Source organism: Pseudoalteromonas sp. KJ63-1 (assembly GCF_055808145.1).
In genome coordinates, this window is sequence record NZ_CM147855.1 from 3,132,395 (window position 1) to 3,147,394 (window position 15,000).

16 protein-coding genes and 1 pseudogene are annotated in these 15,000 nt (G+C 39.7%); 6 read left to right on the plus strand and 11 right to left on the minus strand.

Annotation, left to right across the window (positions count from 1 at the left end):
- From AC0L7Q_RS14935 to AC0L7Q_RS14945, 3 genes are read right to left on the minus strand one after another with little or no spacing between them, the layout of a single operon-like run.
- Complete coding sequence (locus AC0L7Q_RS14935; protein WP_413400938.1) at positions 1–990, minus strand: COX15/CtaA family protein; 990 nt, start codon at positions 988–990, stop codon at positions 1–3.
- A gap of 12 nt (positions 991–1,002) precedes the next feature.
- Positions 1,003–1,497 (minus strand): transmembrane cytochrome oxidase associated protein, encoded by a 495-nt coding sequence (locus tag AC0L7Q_RS14940; RefSeq protein ID WP_178956741.1) that lies wholly within the window; start codon positions 1,495–1,497, stop codon positions 1,003–1,005.
- A complete protein-coding gene (locus AC0L7Q_RS14945; RefSeq protein WP_413400939.1) occupies positions 1,487–2,227 on the minus strand; it encodes an SURF1 family protein in 741 nt (246 codons plus the stop codon). The genes AC0L7Q_RS14940 and AC0L7Q_RS14945 overlap by 11 nt, the downstream gene beginning before the upstream one ends.
- Before the next feature lie 13 nt (positions 2,228–2,240).
- On the opposite strand from AC0L7Q_RS14945, the gene AC0L7Q_RS14950 reads away from it, so the two are divergent.
- On the plus strand, positions 2,241–2,552 hold the full coding sequence (locus AC0L7Q_RS14950) for a DUF2909 family protein (RefSeq protein WP_413400940.1): 312 nt from the start codon (positions 2,241–2,243) through the stop codon (positions 2,550–2,552).
- Here AC0L7Q_RS14950 and AC0L7Q_RS14955 read toward each other — a convergent pair.
- From AC0L7Q_RS14955 to lexA, 5 genes are all read right to left on the minus strand, one after another.
- Positions 2,452–3,327 (minus strand): cytochrome c oxidase subunit 3, encoded by an 876-nt coding sequence (locus AC0L7Q_RS14955; protein ID WP_413400941.1) that lies wholly within the window; start codon positions 3,325–3,327, stop codon positions 2,452–2,454. The two genes, AC0L7Q_RS14950 and AC0L7Q_RS14955, sit on opposite strands and share 101 nt — an antisense overlap.
- A 35-nt stretch (positions 3,328–3,362) precedes the next feature.
- Positions 3,363–3,893 carry a cytochrome c oxidase assembly protein gene (locus AC0L7Q_RS14960; protein ID WP_010392384.1) on the minus strand — a complete coding sequence of 177 codons (531 nt, stop codon included), beginning with the start codon at positions 3,891–3,893 and terminating at the stop codon, positions 3,363–3,365.
- Entirely contained in the window at positions 3,893–5,485 is a 1,593-nt protein-coding gene (ctaD, locus tag AC0L7Q_RS14965; protein ID WP_008114160.1) for a cytochrome c oxidase subunit I, read from the minus strand. The genes AC0L7Q_RS14960 and ctaD overlap by 1 nt, the downstream gene beginning before the upstream one ends.
- Positions 5,485–6,627, minus strand: a complete 1,143-nt coding sequence (gene coxB / locus AC0L7Q_RS14970) for a cytochrome c oxidase subunit II (RefSeq protein WP_054202822.1) — start codon at positions 6,625–6,627, stop codon at positions 5,485–5,487. The genes ctaD and coxB overlap by 1 nt, the downstream gene beginning before the upstream one ends.
- Positions 6,628–7,104: 477 nt before the next feature.
- Positions 7,105–7,722 carry a transcriptional repressor LexA gene (gene lexA / locus AC0L7Q_RS14975; protein WP_010392379.1) on the minus strand — a complete coding sequence of 206 codons (618 nt, stop codon included), beginning with the start codon at positions 7,720–7,722 and terminating at the stop codon, positions 7,105–7,107.
- Between the two features lie 305 nt (positions 7,723–8,027).
- Here lexA and AC0L7Q_RS14980 point away from each other — a divergent pair, with 305 nt between their 5' ends.
- From AC0L7Q_RS14980 to AC0L7Q_RS14990, 3 genes are all read left to right on the plus strand, one after another.
- Positions 8,028–9,359 (plus strand): M12 family metallo-peptidase, encoded by a 1,332-nt coding sequence (locus tag AC0L7Q_RS14980; protein WP_409424145.1) that lies wholly within the window; start codon positions 8,028–8,030, stop codon positions 9,357–9,359.
- A complete protein-coding gene (locus AC0L7Q_RS14985; RefSeq protein ID WP_409425598.1) occupies positions 9,242–9,517 on the plus strand; it encodes a PPC domain-containing protein in 276 nt (91 codons plus the stop codon). Before AC0L7Q_RS14980 ends, AC0L7Q_RS14985 begins: the two co-directional genes overlap by 118 nt.
- A gap of 150 nt (positions 9,518–9,667) precedes the next feature.
- Entirely contained in the window at positions 9,668–10,111 is a 444-nt protein-coding gene (locus AC0L7Q_RS14990; RefSeq protein WP_413400943.1) for a PaaI family thioesterase, read from the plus strand.
- A gap of 1 nt (position 10,112) precedes the next feature.
- Here AC0L7Q_RS14990 and AC0L7Q_RS14995 read toward each other — a convergent pair whose 3' ends face one another.
- Positions 10,113–10,493, minus strand: a complete 381-nt coding sequence (locus tag AC0L7Q_RS14995) for a hypothetical protein (RefSeq protein WP_008114170.1) — start codon at positions 10,491–10,493, stop codon at positions 10,113–10,115.
- Between the two features lie 246 nt (positions 10,494–10,739).
- Between AC0L7Q_RS14995 and AC0L7Q_RS15000 the strand changes: the two genes are divergently transcribed.
- Both AC0L7Q_RS15000 and AC0L7Q_RS15005 read left to right on the plus strand, forming a co-directional pair.
- Positions 10,740–11,447, plus strand: a complete 708-nt coding sequence (locus AC0L7Q_RS15000; RefSeq protein WP_413400944.1) for a hypothetical protein — start codon at positions 10,740–10,742, stop codon at positions 11,445–11,447.
- 91 nt (positions 11,448–11,538) lie between these two features.
- Positions 11,539–12,153, plus strand: a complete 615-nt coding sequence (locus AC0L7Q_RS15005; protein WP_413400945.1) for an endonuclease — start codon at positions 11,539–11,541, stop codon at positions 12,151–12,153.
- Between the two features lie 47 nt (positions 12,154–12,200).
- Here AC0L7Q_RS15005 and hmpA read toward each other — a convergent pair whose 3' ends face one another.
- Positions 12,201–13,382: an NO-inducible flavohemoprotein gene (gene hmpA, locus AC0L7Q_RS15010; protein ID WP_413400946.1), complete on the minus strand. Its 1,182-nt coding sequence runs from the start codon at positions 13,380–13,382 to the stop codon at positions 12,201–12,203.
- Positions 13,383–13,402: 20 nt separating this feature from the next.
- Positions 13,403–14,634: pseudogene (locus AC0L7Q_RS15015) on the minus strand (NnrS family protein).
- Between the last annotated feature and the right edge of the window lie 366 nt (positions 14,635–15,000).

Sequence of the window (15,000 nt, forward strand, 5' to 3'; positions counted from 1 at the left end):
TTAAGTACGTACTTTTAGGTAATAACATAACCTAACCATAGTTAATAACAGTATGGCAGCCATTAAGTTATGCGCCAGCGCAACACTAATTGGGAAGTGAAAGTACACAACTGCTAACCCCAACGCTATCTGGCAAAATAACGCTACCAATACACTTACTGTGCAGCTTTTAATTTTTTGTGAATAGGCATGGCTATATATACGCCACATAACAAGTGCCAGCACAATACAAGTAACTAGTGCCCACATACGATGCAGCAAATGAATAGACATACGCGCTTGTTGTGACAAGACACCAAACTCATAATTACTGTGCTCTAACGGTAACTGAAAAACACTACTGAGCGAAAATGGCTGAGCATAACTACATAGCGGCAAACCATTACAATGTGGCGCGGCATAATTAGCCGCTAACCAGCCACCTAGAGCGATTTGTAAAATAAGTACCGTGAGCGCTACCAAGCTTAGTTTAAAGTGGGGTTTTGCACCTGCGTCCCCACCCGTAATAGGCTGGCTGGTCAGCCTTAAGTACAAAAGCGTTAATAACGCCAAAATGCTAAACCCTCCGAGTAAATGCCCCATCACAATTAGCGGCTGCAAGTTCATAGTCACCGTCCACATACCTAGCGCGGCCTGAAAAATAACAAGTAAAAGCAATAGCATTGGTAATTTTACAGGCGTAGTCGGATACTGGCGTTTTACAAAAGCCAAAATAAACAACACTAAAATTAATACTCCGAGCGTGCCAGCAAAATAGCGATGAATCATTTCTTTCCATGCTTTTGCCGTTTCAAATATCATATCGGGGTAGCTCTGAATCGCTTGCGCAATCTCGGCCTCGTGTTTTGGTACGGTTAAAAAGCCATAACAACCAGGCCAATCTGGGCAACCAAGCCCTGCATCACTTAAGCGCGTATATGCGCCTAAAGCCACCACAATTAGTGCGAATAAACTCGTTGCTAATACCAAATTTTTATAGTTTTTATACATAGCAGCCTCTACTTAGCTTGATCGAGAGTAATTAAGTAATTTTTTTAGATCTTTCAATAATCCCTTTTGTATCAAACGGTTTTCTTGTGGTTGAGGGTTAAATGGATATTCCAACACAATCAGCCCCATATGGTCGATTAAATACAAACTCGCAGGTTTTAACTGCTGTTGTTCAGCAATCATATGCCAATGCGGCTTCGCAGCTTTGGGTCTCCCCATTATCGCCATATCTACTTTGTGTTGATTTTTGCCAAGGGCAACATATAAATTATCTAAAGCGGCGAGCTGCTCTGAGCAAGACTCCTCGCATTGTGCTGAATAATTTAAAGCAATAGTCCATTGTTTTGGATTATGCTGCTGCCAATTGTCTAGCTTAATTTCACGCTCTAAAAATTCACCATGGTTAGTAATTGCTGTAGGTAGCCAATCAAGTTTTAACGCGCTGTAAGCCAGCACTAAAGGGATAGCGCAGCATACAACAAAGAGCAACAGGGGTTTATTTTTCATTATCTATCCTCTTCTTGCTTGCAAAAATAGCAACTACCACACAGGCAATCGCAATTAAAAACCACTGCACTGAGTAGGCATAGTGTTTTTCTGGACTCATCACAACAGCTTCATAATGGGGAGCAGCAATCTCATCTTCACCGCCTTGGCGATAGGCCATAAAATCCACTAAAGTTCGCTGAGATTGGCTACTGAGTGCTTGCAGATCAATGATTTGAATTCGCTTAGCTAAATCTGATTGAGTATTACTATCAGCTAAGGTAAAGCCACTTAAATTATCTTCTTTAATTTGTGCCGTTAACGTAAATCTACCACTAGGTATTGTCACGTTTGGTAGGGTTTCTCTTGAACGTCCTGCTTTTACCCAGCCTAAATTAACTAATAAAAATCGCGACTCATCAGGTAGTTTTAATAAGCTCAGTAAATCGTAACCAACCTGACCATTATAAATTTGGTTATCGAGCAGCCAATAATTATTGGTATCAAAATAACCACTCAAAGAAACTAATACCCCGGTTTTATTCCACTCTTTTGGCAGTTGGTGCAACTGTGCCCAGTTCATAACCCCTTGCTGTTGTATATTTTCAATGGCATTAAGCTGCTGTTGCTTTTGATCTGCTCGTTGTAATTGCCAAAATCCTAAACGCACACAAACTAATACCACAATAACAACCAGGCAAACTGTGATTATTGAGCTAAGCTTTTGTTTGTTAAATACAACTAACTGCATAAGGGTAAATCCAGTGATTATTAAAATTATTATTGTTCTACTGTTATTATTTATATTGTTTAATTTATTTCGTGCTTTATTAATTATGGTGTCGGGAAAAACTAATGGACGCCCCATGTCTCACTTTTTAGGGCGTCGAGTGTTATTTTCTGTTGTAGTGCTAGTGATGGTAATTGCCGCACTAAAACTTGGTTTTATTACGGCCAATCAATCGCCCTTAATCACTAAAGTACATATACAAATACAAACAGGCACAGCCAAACAACATCAACAAAATGCCAGTACCACGCCGCAGCTTGAAACGCGAAGTGCTTATTTTTTGTAAAATGACCTTTTAAAATCCGTAGAAAAACGATTAATAAAATAATGGTACCTAAGGTGACATGCATGCCGTGAAAGCCGGTTAACAAAAAGAAAGTATTACCGTAAATTCCTGCATCAAGGGTTAGATTAAGGTCGTTATAAGCATAAATATATTCTTCTACTTGGAGCCCTAAAAAACATACTCCCAGTAAAATAGTTACGCCTAAAAACACCTTAAGTGGCGTGCGTTTGTTATTTTCCATCGCTACATGAGCAAAATGCAGAGTTACCGACGAGGCTAATAAAATAAGGGTATTTATAAGTGGTAACCCTTGCCAGCCCATTGCTTGCGTAGTGGTGCCTCCAGGGGTATTTAACAATGGCCACACAGCCTCAAAAGTAGGCCATAACACCTCGTTAGTCATGGCGTTGTTATCGGCGCCTCCAAGCCAAGGTACAGAGAACATGCGGGCATAAAAAAGGGCACCAAAAAAAGCCATAAAAAACATGACTTCTGAAAAAATAAACCAGCTCATACCTTGCCTGAATGAGCGATCCATTTGGGCAGAATATAAACCTTGATGCGACTCTTCAATCACATTTTTAAACCAGCTAAACAGCATATAAAGCAATATGGCAATACCCACATACAGTACGTAAACACCGCTGCCTCCCTCTTTACCCATATCCATAACTGTTAAGGCTGCCCCTACCGCAATAAAAAATAGCGCCACTGCGCCAACTATTGGCCATGGGCTTTGATCAGGTACGTAATAATGTTCATATTTTTGATTCATTTCATTTGCTCCTAGTTTTTCACTAGTTTTATAAGCTAGTTATTACTGGCTACTAACTTCTCGCTAATATCAAATACGGTATAAGACAGAGTTAACTCCTCCACATCACTGGGTAACTCAGTATCAACATAAAAAAGTAATTTAAACTCTAACTCCTCGCCAGCTTTTAAAGGTTGCTGGTCAAAGCAAAAACACGCTATTTTGTGTAAATACTTAGCCGCTTTACCCGGCGCTACCGAGGGTATCGCTTGCATCACTTTGTCTTCATTACTGTTGTTTTTAGCGCTAAACATAACCTCACGCATGGCCCCTGGTTTTACATCTACACTGTATTCTTTAGATTTAACCTCAAAAGGCGCACCACTTTGGGCATGCGTGGTAAAACTAACGCTGACCTCTCTATTCTCAGTAACCAAGGTACTTTGCTGTGCTTGTTCTAGCGAGGGCTTACCATTAAGCCCGGTTATATCGCAAAACACGTCATATATAGGCACCATGGCAAATGCAAAAGCAAACATTGCAATGCAAATAACCACCAGCTTTTTTAATAACGGCAAGTGAGTCATTATTTAATGTCCGGCGGCGTTGAGAACGTATGATATGGCGCTGGTGAATCAACTTCCCATTCAAGCCCTTCTGCCCCATCCCAAACTTTTGCAGGCACTTTATCGCCCCCTTTTGCACATTTATACACAACAACAACAAACAGTAATTGTGATAAACCAAAGGCAAACCCACCTATACTAATAATGGCGTTAAAGTCAGCAAACTGCAGCGCATAATCAGGAATTCGACGTGGCATACCGGCTAATCCCACAAAATGCATTGGGAAAAACAGCACATTTACACTTACCAACGACAACCAAAAATGCCATTTTGCCAAGGTAATATTGAACATATTTCCGGTCCATTTTGGCAGCCAATAATAAGCCCCCGCCATAATAGAAAACACCGCGCCCGTTACGAGTACATAATGGAAGTGTGCAACTACAAAGTAGGTGTCGTGGTATTGAAAATCAGCAGGCGTAATAGCCAGCATCAATCCCGAAAAGCCACCTAAAGTAAACAGCACAATAAATGCGATACTAAACAGCATCGGCACTTCAAAGCTAATAGAGCCACGCCACATAGTTGCTACCCAGTTAAATACTTTTACGCCGGTAGGTACCGATATCAGCATAGTCGCGTACATAAAAAACAACTCTCCCGCCACGGGCATACCTGTAGTAAACATATGATGCGCCCACACAATAAAGCTCAACAAGGCAATCGAGGAAGTGGCGTACACCATAGAGGCATAACCAAATAGTTTTTTACGTGAAAAAGTAGGAACAATCGTAGAGATAATGCCAAAGGCAGGCAAAATCATAATATAAACTTCAGGATGACCGAAAAACCAAAAAATATGCTGGAACATTACCGGATCACCACCACCAGCGGCATCAAAGAAGCTGGTCGCAAAGTATTTATCGGTGAGTACCATAGTAACTGCACCAGCAAGTACCGGCATTACTGCAATAAGTAAAAAAGCCGTGATCAGCCATGTCCACACAAATAACGGCAGTTTCATCCATGTCATACCCGGAGCTCGCATATTCACTATGGTGACCACCACATTAATGGCACCCATTATCGAACTGATACCCATTATATGTACTGCAAATACAAACATTGCTGTGTTGTCGTTACTATAAGTGGTCGAAAGCGGAGCGTAAAAGGTCCACCCAAATGCAGGACCGCCACCAGGCATAAACAGTGACGCTAACAAAATCAAAAACGCAAACGGTAAAATCCAGAAGCTCCAGTTGTTCATTCTCGGTAATGCCATATCTGGCGCACCAATCATTAACGGAATCATCCAGTTTGCCAATCCAGTAAATGCAGGCATTACTGCACCAAACACCATGATTAAACCGTGTACTGTGGTCATTTGATTAAAAAAGTGAGGATCAACCAATTGTAAACCCGGCTGAAATAACTCAGCCCGAATAACCATAGCCATTGCTCCACCAATCAAAAACATGGTGAGAGAAAAAATTAAATATAAGCTTCCTATATCTTTATGGTTGGTTGTAAATAACCAGCGCTTAAAGCCTGTTGCAGGTTGATGGGCATGATGAGCCTCATTGGTGTTAGGTTGTTCTGCAATGCTACTCATTATTTAGCCTCCCCATCAGCATCCAGTGCCGCTTGTATTTCGCTTGGTTGAATTACCTCTCCAGTATCATTACCCCATGCGTTACGCTTATAAGTAATAACGGCTGCTATCTGCTTAATAGATAATTGCTTTGCAAAAGACTGCATCGCTGTACCTGGTTTACCATGAAGTAAGATATCGATATGACCTTTGATATCACCTATAACTATTGGGCTGCCTTTAAGTGCTGGAAAAACACCCGGCAAACCTAAACCTGTTGGTTGGTGACACGCAGCACAGCTCGCCATATAAACTTGCTCACCAAGAGCCATCAGCTCCTCTTTTGGTACCACTTGATCTAATAACGCAGCGTCTGCTTCAGCCGCTTTTTGTTTAGCTTGTTTAGCTTCTGCCAACCACGTTTTGAAGTCTTCTTCTGTTTTTGCTTCTACCACAACAGGCATGAAACCATGATCTTTACCACACAGCTCTGCACACTGCCCGCGGTAAGTACCTACTTCATTAATATTGGTCCATGTTTCGTTAATAAACCCAGGGTTTGCATCTTTTTTAACTGCAAAATCAGGTACCCACCATGAGTGAATTACATCATCTGAAGTCATTAAAAAACGTACTTTTTGATTAATCGGTAGCACCAGCGGCTTATCTACTTCGAGTAAATAATTCGGGTTTTTATCGGCAAGATTCGTTATTTCATTTTGAGGAGTCGCTAACATTGAATAAAACTCAACGTCCTCCCCCATATACTCATAATGCCACTTCCACTGTGATCCAGTAATTTTTATGGTGATATCAGCTTTGCTGGCATCCTCCATGGCAATTAACGTTTTAGTCGCAGGAATGGCCATAACAATTAAGATGACAAAAGGAATGGCAGTCCAGAGTATTTCTACTTTGGTACTTTCATGAAACTGGGCAGGGACAGCCCCTTTAGACTTGCGATGATGGATGAGTGCCCAAAACATAATGGCAAACACGATCACCCCAATCACACAACATATTAAAAATATGGTCATGTGCAGTTGGTATACATTATTACTTATATCAGTTACGCCTTTACGCATATTATATTGGCTATTAGCAAGCACATTTTGCGAAAAAACTAACAATATAAGCCACAAGGAAGAACTCAGCTTACCCATGTGACGGCTCCTTTGATGCTATTGCTGACGCAAAGCGAAGAGGCATACGGCTTAAACGCCCATTCGTTATTTTTATTTTTTATAAGGGTGCTGGAGTTACTAAATGTGTGTGCTCAAAACGACAAGGCTGTGAGTTATTTTTATTCCAGCTCTTTAATAACTAGTTAAAAAATAAACAATAAGCAAGGTGAGTATGAAAAATAAACAAGAGGTTACTTAAAAAAAGTGCAGCAAAGAAAATAGTCACAAATAAGGTAATTAATCTAAGAGTCAGAGTTGGTAAGGGGTAGCTTGAATAACAGCGGAAAAAATATAAAGTTTTATGATTTAAAACAATTAGAATAAATTTGTTTATTTATAAAGTATTTAGCGATTTTTTTGAAATAACAAAAAGCGATTCGCAAGCAATATCGTACGAAAATAATGCATGTAAAAACAGCGCCTAATCAATATTAAGCGCTAAGTTATGTTTAACTATCACATCCAATCAGCGTTACGAATAACACCCACCGCTAAACCTTCAATATTGAAAGATTCATTTTCCAAGTCTACTTCAATAGCTGAAAACTCGTCATTTTCAGCATGCAGTAATACTTTTCTGCCGGCTTTTTCTAAACGTTTAACCGTAACATCATCATCCACTCGAGCAACAACAACCTGACCATTTTCAGCTACTTGAGTTTTATGTACAGCGAGTAAGTCGCCATCCATAATGCCAATATCTTTCATACTCATGCCGTTAACACGCAGTAAAAAATCGGCCGCTGGTTTAAACATTAAAGGGTCAATTTTACAGTGGCTTTCTACATGCTGTTGCGCCAATATTGGCTCACCCGCAGCAACTCGACCAATTAAAGGTAAGCCCAGCTGCTCTGGCTCTTCTTCTTCAACAAGCTGAATACCCCGGCTCGCGCCCGGCTTCATTTTAATCACACCTTTTTTAGCCAGTGCTTTTAAATGTTCTTCTGCGGCATTCGCACTTTTAAAACCCAGTGTTTGTGCAATTTCGGCACGTGTAGGAGGCATACCAGTGTCTTTAATAAACACTTTAATAAGTTCGAGTATTTGCGCTTGGCGTTTCGTTAATGGTCGCATACAACTGGTTTTCCATACAGTACAATTAACTGTGAGTATATACAGTTATTTTAAGATCGCAAATATAAATTAAGTTAGTTCCACTGATAATAATTAGCTTATCGCATTAAGAATATAACCCGCTCTTAACTACTTAAAATTATTTTTGCACTGATTAAAGCAACCCATCAACAGTAAAAATAAAAAATGTATCTTAAAATTTACAACAATGGTTAATTTTAATAAGTAAGGATGTTAATTAATTGAAATAAAAATATTACCGTGTACACTTTATGTGGACAAAACAAATATAAAAGGACTATGAAATGAAAAAACACTCACCTTTATTTGTTGGGCTCCTATTCAGCGGCTATACACAAGCTCAAGTTCCGCTTTTTGAAGTGCAATATATTAATGAGTCACAAAGCGTGGCCACACAAACAAGTAATCAATTACAGTTTGGCCAGCCTCTTTTTGAGCTCACAAATAGCACAAATACCTTTCTTTTACCTGTTAAAGGTAACGATATTGAATTTATAAAAAGTTCAACAAGTTTGTCAGCAACGGGAAGCTTAATTTGGATTGGTAAAAGTTTAGAAGATGACGAAATAACACTTATTAAATCTGCAAAAGGCATTTCGGGTACTGTAAAAGTAGGTGAACAGATATATAAATTACAACCAAATAAGCACTCTGGTCATAATTTCATTGAATTAGATCCCCAAAAGCAGCCAGCTGAACATGCTCCCGACTATAAACAGTCTAATAACCTGGAGTTTATGAGTGAACAAATTTTAACAGCTCAAAACACTCAATCGGTAATGGCTAACGAAACGCAAAGTAATATTAGTTTATTAGTTTTATATACCCCAGCAGCAGCTCAAAAATCAGGGGATATAAATAGCTTAATTGATCTTGCGATTGTTGAAACCAACCAAGGTTATCAAAACTCAGGCGTCAACGCAGTTGTTAGCATAGCCCACATTAGCCAAATTAATTATACTGAAGCTGCAAACTCAAGTACTGATTTAAATCGTTTAGCAGCTAAAAACGACGGTTATATGGATGAAGCACATACATTACGCGATCAATTCGGTGCAGATGTAGTTATATTAGTAAATGATGTCAATGGTTACTGTGGCCAGGCCAAAGCCATTGGCGCTAATGCTCAAAGCGCTTTTGCTATGGTCGATTATGATTGTGCGACAGGCTACTACTCCTTTGGTCATGAGATTGGGCACTTACAAGGCGCTCGCCATAATCCAGAAAACGATCCTTCAACAACTCCTTATTCATTTGGACATGGTTACCAACAACCTCAATCGCAATGGCGTTCAGTGATGGCATATAATTGTCCAGGTAATTGTACACGTATTAATTACTGGTCGAACCCTAATAAATCATACAATGGAGATGTAATGGGGACTTCGGCAGAACATGACAATGCCAGAGTGTTAAACTTAACTAACCCTATTATTGCAAACTTTAGATCTTCAACCCCCCAATTCCTGGTGACAATGTGCTCCAAAATAATCAAGCAATTACGGTTAATGGCGCAAAGAATAGCGAAAAGTTATTTACATTTGCAGTACCAAGTGAAGCTGCACAAGTTACTTTTAGAACATCAGGTGGTAGTGGTGATGCTGATATATATGTAAAATTTAACGAAACGGCATCCACAAATAATTTTGATTGTCGCCCATATAGAAATGGCAATAATGAGAGCTGCAGTGATACTCGCAGTGGAAATTACTCTATCATGCTCAAAGGCTTTGATGCTTATAATAATGTAGAACTGGTCGCTAGTTACCAATAATAAGCAAGCTACATAAGCAGGCGTCGTAGTATGGCGACCTGCTTAAATTAAGCTAAAAAAATTTTATTTGCTATCACTCACGACAAGATTTAAATTTCACCTTAATATGAGCTCAATTTTATATTTTTGAACATTCTTTTAGGAGCGAGTATGAGCATTTGGCATCAACCAATTTCATTAGAACTTTGTAAGCAATTAGATCAGGGTATTACAGGTCAAGGTACACTGATGAAAACCATGGGAATAGAGATCAGTGAAATTGGTGACGATTACTTAGTGGCCACTATGCCGGCAATTCCAGAGCATCATAACCCTATGGGTATAGTGCATGGCGGTGCCAATGTAGTGCTTGCTGAAACAGTAGCAAGTTATGCCGCTAACTTTGTAGTTGATTTCAGTCGATTTTATTGTGTTGGGCAAGAGATCAGCGCCAGTCACTTAAAAGCGTCACGCAACGGCACATTAACGGCTACCGCAAAAGCTTATCATATAGGTAAACGCAGCTCGGTTTGGGATATTAAAATAACCAATAGCCGCAATGAGCTTTGCTGCGTATCAAGAATGACCGCAGCCGTAGTCGAACGAAAAGGTTAAATTACTTTTCCAGAGGGTAAATAGTAACTTCTATGCCTGCGCCAATTGCAGATATGCGTAACAAGGTATCTGCATGTAGGGCCTGATTAAAACATTTTGGCGACGTTCCCGACTCAAACCCCATATCAAAGGTTCTACGAGAACAACTTAACCATTGCTTTAATGCATTGCGTGAACACGACTCAATTAGCTCACATAAATGATTAATTGCTTTATCGGGTGTGGTTATTTCACCAGCTACTTCGATGCGTGCCAGTTGGCGGTATTCGTCTTTATCATAATGTAAAATGGTTGCGACCTTTTTTAAATCAGCAACTAATACGCTAATATCTTGCTTTGACTCAAGCTCGAGATCTACATTTAAAAATTGAATTTCCGACATTGTTTCGTATTTATCCTCTAATGGTTACCTTGCAAACTTTAACGCAGTTTTATCGTTATACCAAATCAACACCCTATAAATAGATACTTTATCAGTTAATACTCTTATTTTAGGGTGTTATTGCGACTTACTATTAGCACTATTGTGCTGAAACTCAATTTGAATGCACTAGTGCGACATTTTGTCGCACCCGCCCTGCCTGCCATTCGCGTAAAATGTTTATTAAAAGTAATAAGATAAACACCTATGAAAAAAATATTTAAACCAGTACGTAAACTTCATAAATGGTTGGGCTACTTATTAGGTTTACAAATTTTAGCTTGGTTGCTTGGCGGTTTAATTATGAGCGCTATTCCGCTTGAAAAAGTACATGGTAAGCACCTAGCAACACGCACCCTAACCAACCCCTTTAAAAGCCATGATTACGTCACATTAATTGATGATATCGTATCCCAAGTAACCAACCCGACTAAAATAATCTTTACGCATTTTTTATCCACCCCACTTATAACTGTAACCAGTGCCGGTAACCAACAAAATTTTAATGGCATTACCGGGCAACCATTTAAAGCACCTAACAAACAGCAAATAATTGCTAATGCACACGCACACTTACTTATTAATGCTCAACTAGCAAGCGCTGCTTTATTAGCTACAGGCCCACGAGAAAGCGGTTATAAAAAAAATGTATGGCAAGTACAATTTAACGATACATTTAACACCACCCTCTATTTGTCATCAGATACAGGTAAAGTAATTACTGTTCGCAGTGATATTTGGCGAGTGTTTGACTTCTTTTGGATGCTACATATTATGGATTACGATGAGCGCGAGGATTTTAACAACCCGTTACTCATTAGCTTTGCTGCCAGCAGTGTGTTTTTTAGCTTTACTGGTTTTATTTTATTACTGCAAAATATCCGATTCAGAACAAGAAAACGTCAGCTATCCTGAGTTTTTAAGTGGACTCGGTTGAAAACTGATTTACCATTTAGATTATTCGCTTTAAAATCGCGGCTCCTGTAGTTCACTAAAGTGATAGGATATGCCGCATTTTATTTTTGCGTTATTGCTTTGCGTTGTCAGCTTTACTATTAATGCTGAGCAATTTACTCGTTTTTCCAGTGCTAAAAAACACTTAATTAAAACCTTACCAACCAATGCAAAAAGTATCTATTGTGGTTGCGACATAAAACGTAAAGGCAAAAAGTTAGTACCCGATGCAACCCATTGTGGTTATGTGCCACGCAATACATTTACCCGCTCAGGTAACGTGAATCAACGCGCTCTACGAATAGAATGGGAACATATTGTACCCGCTTGGGAGTTTGGTCATCAGTTACAATGCTGGCAAGATGGTGGACGCAAAAATTGCCGTAAAGTAAGTGCAAAGTTTCGCATGATGGAAGCTGATATTAACAATTTAGCTCCCGCAATCGGTGAAATTAACGCCGATCGTTCAAACTATCGCTTTGGCATGTTAGCCCAAAATGCTAATCAATATGGTCGCTGTGAGGTTAAGGTTAATTTTAAACAACGCGTTATTGAACCGCCGGTTTATGCACGTAAACGTATTGCCGATGCATACGCTTACATGCAAAAAACTTATGGTTTAAAAATATCAAATAAACAACAAAAGCTGTTTAATGCGTGGCAATAACAAGCTTATGCCGCAAACACCGACAGCAAAAAACTGTAAACTTATGTTTACAATACTTGGTGTGGTCCAAATATTTCGTAATGAATATTCGAGCTCTGCACACCTAAGTCAAGTAGTTGGCCTTTAACATAAGCCATGAACGAAGCTGGTCCACACAAATAAAATACACCCTCGCTAATAGGCAGTAATGCCTCAAGCACAGATAAATCCATAAGACCTGTGTAATCACATCCCCCACCACCTTGATTAAACCAGGTTAAGGTTTTTAGTTGTGGATACATAGCCGTTTGCTGCGCTAGGTAGTCTTTAAATGAATACTCAAGGCTATTTTCACACGCGTGTAAGTAACTAATCGCTTGATTAGTATTGCCACTCAATAACGTTTGCAGCATAGCCACCATTGGGGTTTGGCCAACACCTGCAGAAATAAGCACAACAGGGCTTGCTGCATCTTTCAAAAAGAAATCACCCGCCGGAGGGTATAGCTCTACTCGTGCGCCCTGCTCTAGTGAGTGTAAATAATTAGACACCACGCCAGGCTGTGGTTGGCACTCTTTTTTAACGCTAATACGATAGTTTTTAGCATTGCTCTTTTGCGAAATAGAATACTGGCGGATCTCTTCATATTCAGCCCCCTCAGGCTTAACTTTAATGCCAATGTATTGTCCTGGCTTGTGGGAAATAACGGCTTTGCCGTCTACAGGCGTGAGGATAAAGCTGGTTACAAATTCAGACTCAACATGTTTATGGGTAATTTCAAACTTCCGTGTGCCTACCCAGCCACCGTGGTTATTTTTACTGTGTGCATACAACGCTGCTTCTTCGGTAATACAAATATCAGCCAGTAGGTTATAAGCTTCTCGCCACGCGTATTCAACATCAGCTGTAAACTGTTCAGGAATAAGCTCTTTAAGTGTGCCGATCAAATGCGCCCCCACAATAGGGTAGTGCTCGGGTAAAATATTCAAGCTGGTATGCTTATGGTTAATTCTTGCTAATGCCTCTTTTAACACGGCTAAATTGTCAATATTTTGCGCATACGCAGCCAAGGCGTTAAATAATGCAAATTGCTGACGACCCGTTTCTTGATTAGTCATATTAAAAATATGTTTAAGTTCCGGGTTATGGCTAAACATGCGCTTATAAAAATGATCAGTGACTACTGTGCCCGCTTCTGCAAGCAATGGAGCTGTACTTTTTACAATCTTAATAGTTTTTTCAGATAACATTTTGGTTTCCTATGGGTGAACTAACCACTACGCCCATCAACACGACGCCGCGTTAATATAGGTGTGCAGTGAATTAAAAATAATAAAAAGGCCAGTAACCAAAGCACAGCGCTAAGCTGCCAAGCTAGGTGTGGTCCAATAAAAGGCGGGAGAAAAGCACGAATAATTGCAGCACTAAACACCAATGCAAACGCAAGGTTCATAAAACGCGGAATAGTAAGTGAGCGACCGGTATGCCCCAGTGATACTCGTGTCATCATGGCTAAAATCATCATGCCGATACCACCAATAGTGATAAAATGCAGTGCGTCTTTAAACAGTATTGCACTGCTATAAAAACTGATTGCCACTAACATTAAACCTATACCTAAGGCTAAATAGGCAAAGTGTAACGACCATAATAATGGGACTCTTAGCACTTGCTTATTCCACCAGCAAACACTGCGCACTAAATGCAAAAACGCTGCACTCATCACAACTAGTGCCGGGTTAATTACAGTAAAAAATAATTTGCTAATAAAAAATAATGCTATCGCCAATACCGATAAGTATAAAATAGCTTTATCTATGTTTGGTGTGCGTACCTGCTTAGATAAGCCCAGCCCTTTGGCGGTAAAAAAGGGTAATACACGCCCAGCCACAACCCCCACCAACAAGCTTATAACCAGTACTGCGGTATCAACCATTGCAAGCGCTAACTGCATTTGGTTTTTAAGCAGCAACATTAAGTACAACATATTGAGCGTAAATAAAAATGAAAGAATAAATAAAAACAAGTAGTTGCGTTTACTGCTCGCCTTTATCAACATGCTAGCTAACACTATGATTACCGAGAGCCACCAAACAACTTGTAAAATCAGTACCGCATAAACATTAAACTGAGCAATGCTAGGCACAACTATAAAAAAACTAAGTCGTGCACTAAGCCATATTAAGCTAAGCCACATCAATGGTTTACCATTAATACTTGCAACACCGGTCCACGTTTGTGCTGCAGTAAGTAAAAAGCCAGCCACAACCACGCCCGCAAAGCCAAATAACATTTCATGTGCATGCCACAAGTTAGCTGGCATAACTAAATGCCACTGTGCATCGCCACTTAAAATAAGTACCCAATAACCCACAGACAAACACGCTAGTGATCCAGCAGCTAAAAAAAGGGTCTAAACGCCAACATCCATAATGACCATTGTGATACTTGATGAAATGCGACCTGCGCTGGCATAGGTTCGGCTAAATTTATGGGCTTCATTAGCGCACCTCCTGCCCCAGTCCATGCTGCGCCACACAGCGCAGTATGTAACTCACCTTGACAATAGCCGCGAGGACAATCGTGCTAATGTGTGCAAAAATTTGTACCGGTATCGAAAAGTAGACTGCATAGGGATAACTTATTAACAGCGTAATCAACACCCCAAATACGCTAATACATAGCATCTTATTTGCATGAGATAGCAAACGGTAATATAGAGAATTAGACTCCACTGAATAATTAACCTGCTCTAAAAAAATACTGCTCATAACAACCCCAATCACTGCTTTCGTTATTTTGTTATTACACAGACCATGCCAATTAAATAAACACTTTAAATTCAATGTATTATTTAATTTCACTTTA

What these genes read in the sequence shown, in the direction of transcription:
- AC0L7Q_RS15005 (WP_413400945.1), top strand. Translation starts at nt 11,539, where the DNA reads ATGCCGCATTTTATTTTTGCGTTATTGCTTTGCGTTGTCAGCTTTACT.
- hmpA (WP_413400946.1), bottom strand. Translation starts at nt 13,382, where the DNA reads ATGTTATCTGAAAAAACTATTAAGATTGTAAAAAGTACAGCTCCATTG.
- AC0L7Q_RS14990 (WP_413400943.1), top strand. Translation starts at nt 9,668, where the DNA reads ATGAGCATTTGGCATCAACCAATTTCATTAGAACTTTGTAAGCAATTA.
- AC0L7Q_RS14980 (WP_409424145.1), top strand. Translation starts at nt 8,028, where the DNA reads ATGAAAAAACACTCACCTTTATTTGTTGGGCTCCTATTCAGCGGCTAT.
- AC0L7Q_RS14995 (WP_008114170.1), bottom strand. Translation starts at nt 10,493, where the DNA reads ATGTCGGAAATTCAATTTTTAAATGTAGATCTCGAGCTTGAGTCAAAG.
- AC0L7Q_RS14960 (WP_010392384.1), bottom strand. Translation starts at nt 3,893, where the DNA reads ATGACTCACTTGCCGTTATTAAAAAAGCTGGTGGTTATTTGCATTGCA.
- coxB (WP_054202822.1), bottom strand. Translation starts at nt 6,627, where the DNA reads ATGGGTAAGCTGAGTTCTTCCTTGTGGCTTATATTGTTAGTTTTTTCG.
- ctaD (WP_008114160.1), bottom strand. Translation starts at nt 5,485, where the DNA reads ATGAGTAGCATTGCAGAACAACCTAACACCAATGAGGCTCATCATGCC.
- AC0L7Q_RS14935 (WP_413400938.1), bottom strand. Translation starts at nt 990, where the DNA reads ATGTATAAAAACTATAAAAATTTGGTATTAGCAACGAGTTTATTCGCA.
- AC0L7Q_RS14955 (WP_413400941.1), bottom strand. Translation starts at nt 3,327, where the DNA reads ATGAATCAAAAATATGAACATTATTACGTACCTGATCAAAGCCCATGG.
- AC0L7Q_RS15000 (WP_413400944.1), top strand. Translation starts at nt 10,740, where the DNA reads ATGAAAAAAATATTTAAACCAGTACGTAAACTTCATAAATGGTTGGGC.
- AC0L7Q_RS14940 (WP_178956741.1), bottom strand. Translation starts at nt 1,497, where the DNA reads ATGAAAAATAAACCCCTGTTGCTCTTTGTTGTATGCTGCGCTATCCCT.
- AC0L7Q_RS14945 (WP_413400939.1), bottom strand. Translation starts at nt 2,227, where the DNA reads ATGCAGTTAGTTGTATTTAACAAACAAAAGCTTAGCTCAATAATCACA.
- lexA (WP_010392379.1), bottom strand. Translation starts at nt 7,722, where the DNA reads ATGCGACCATTAACGAAACGCCAAGCGCAAATACTCGAACTTATTAAA.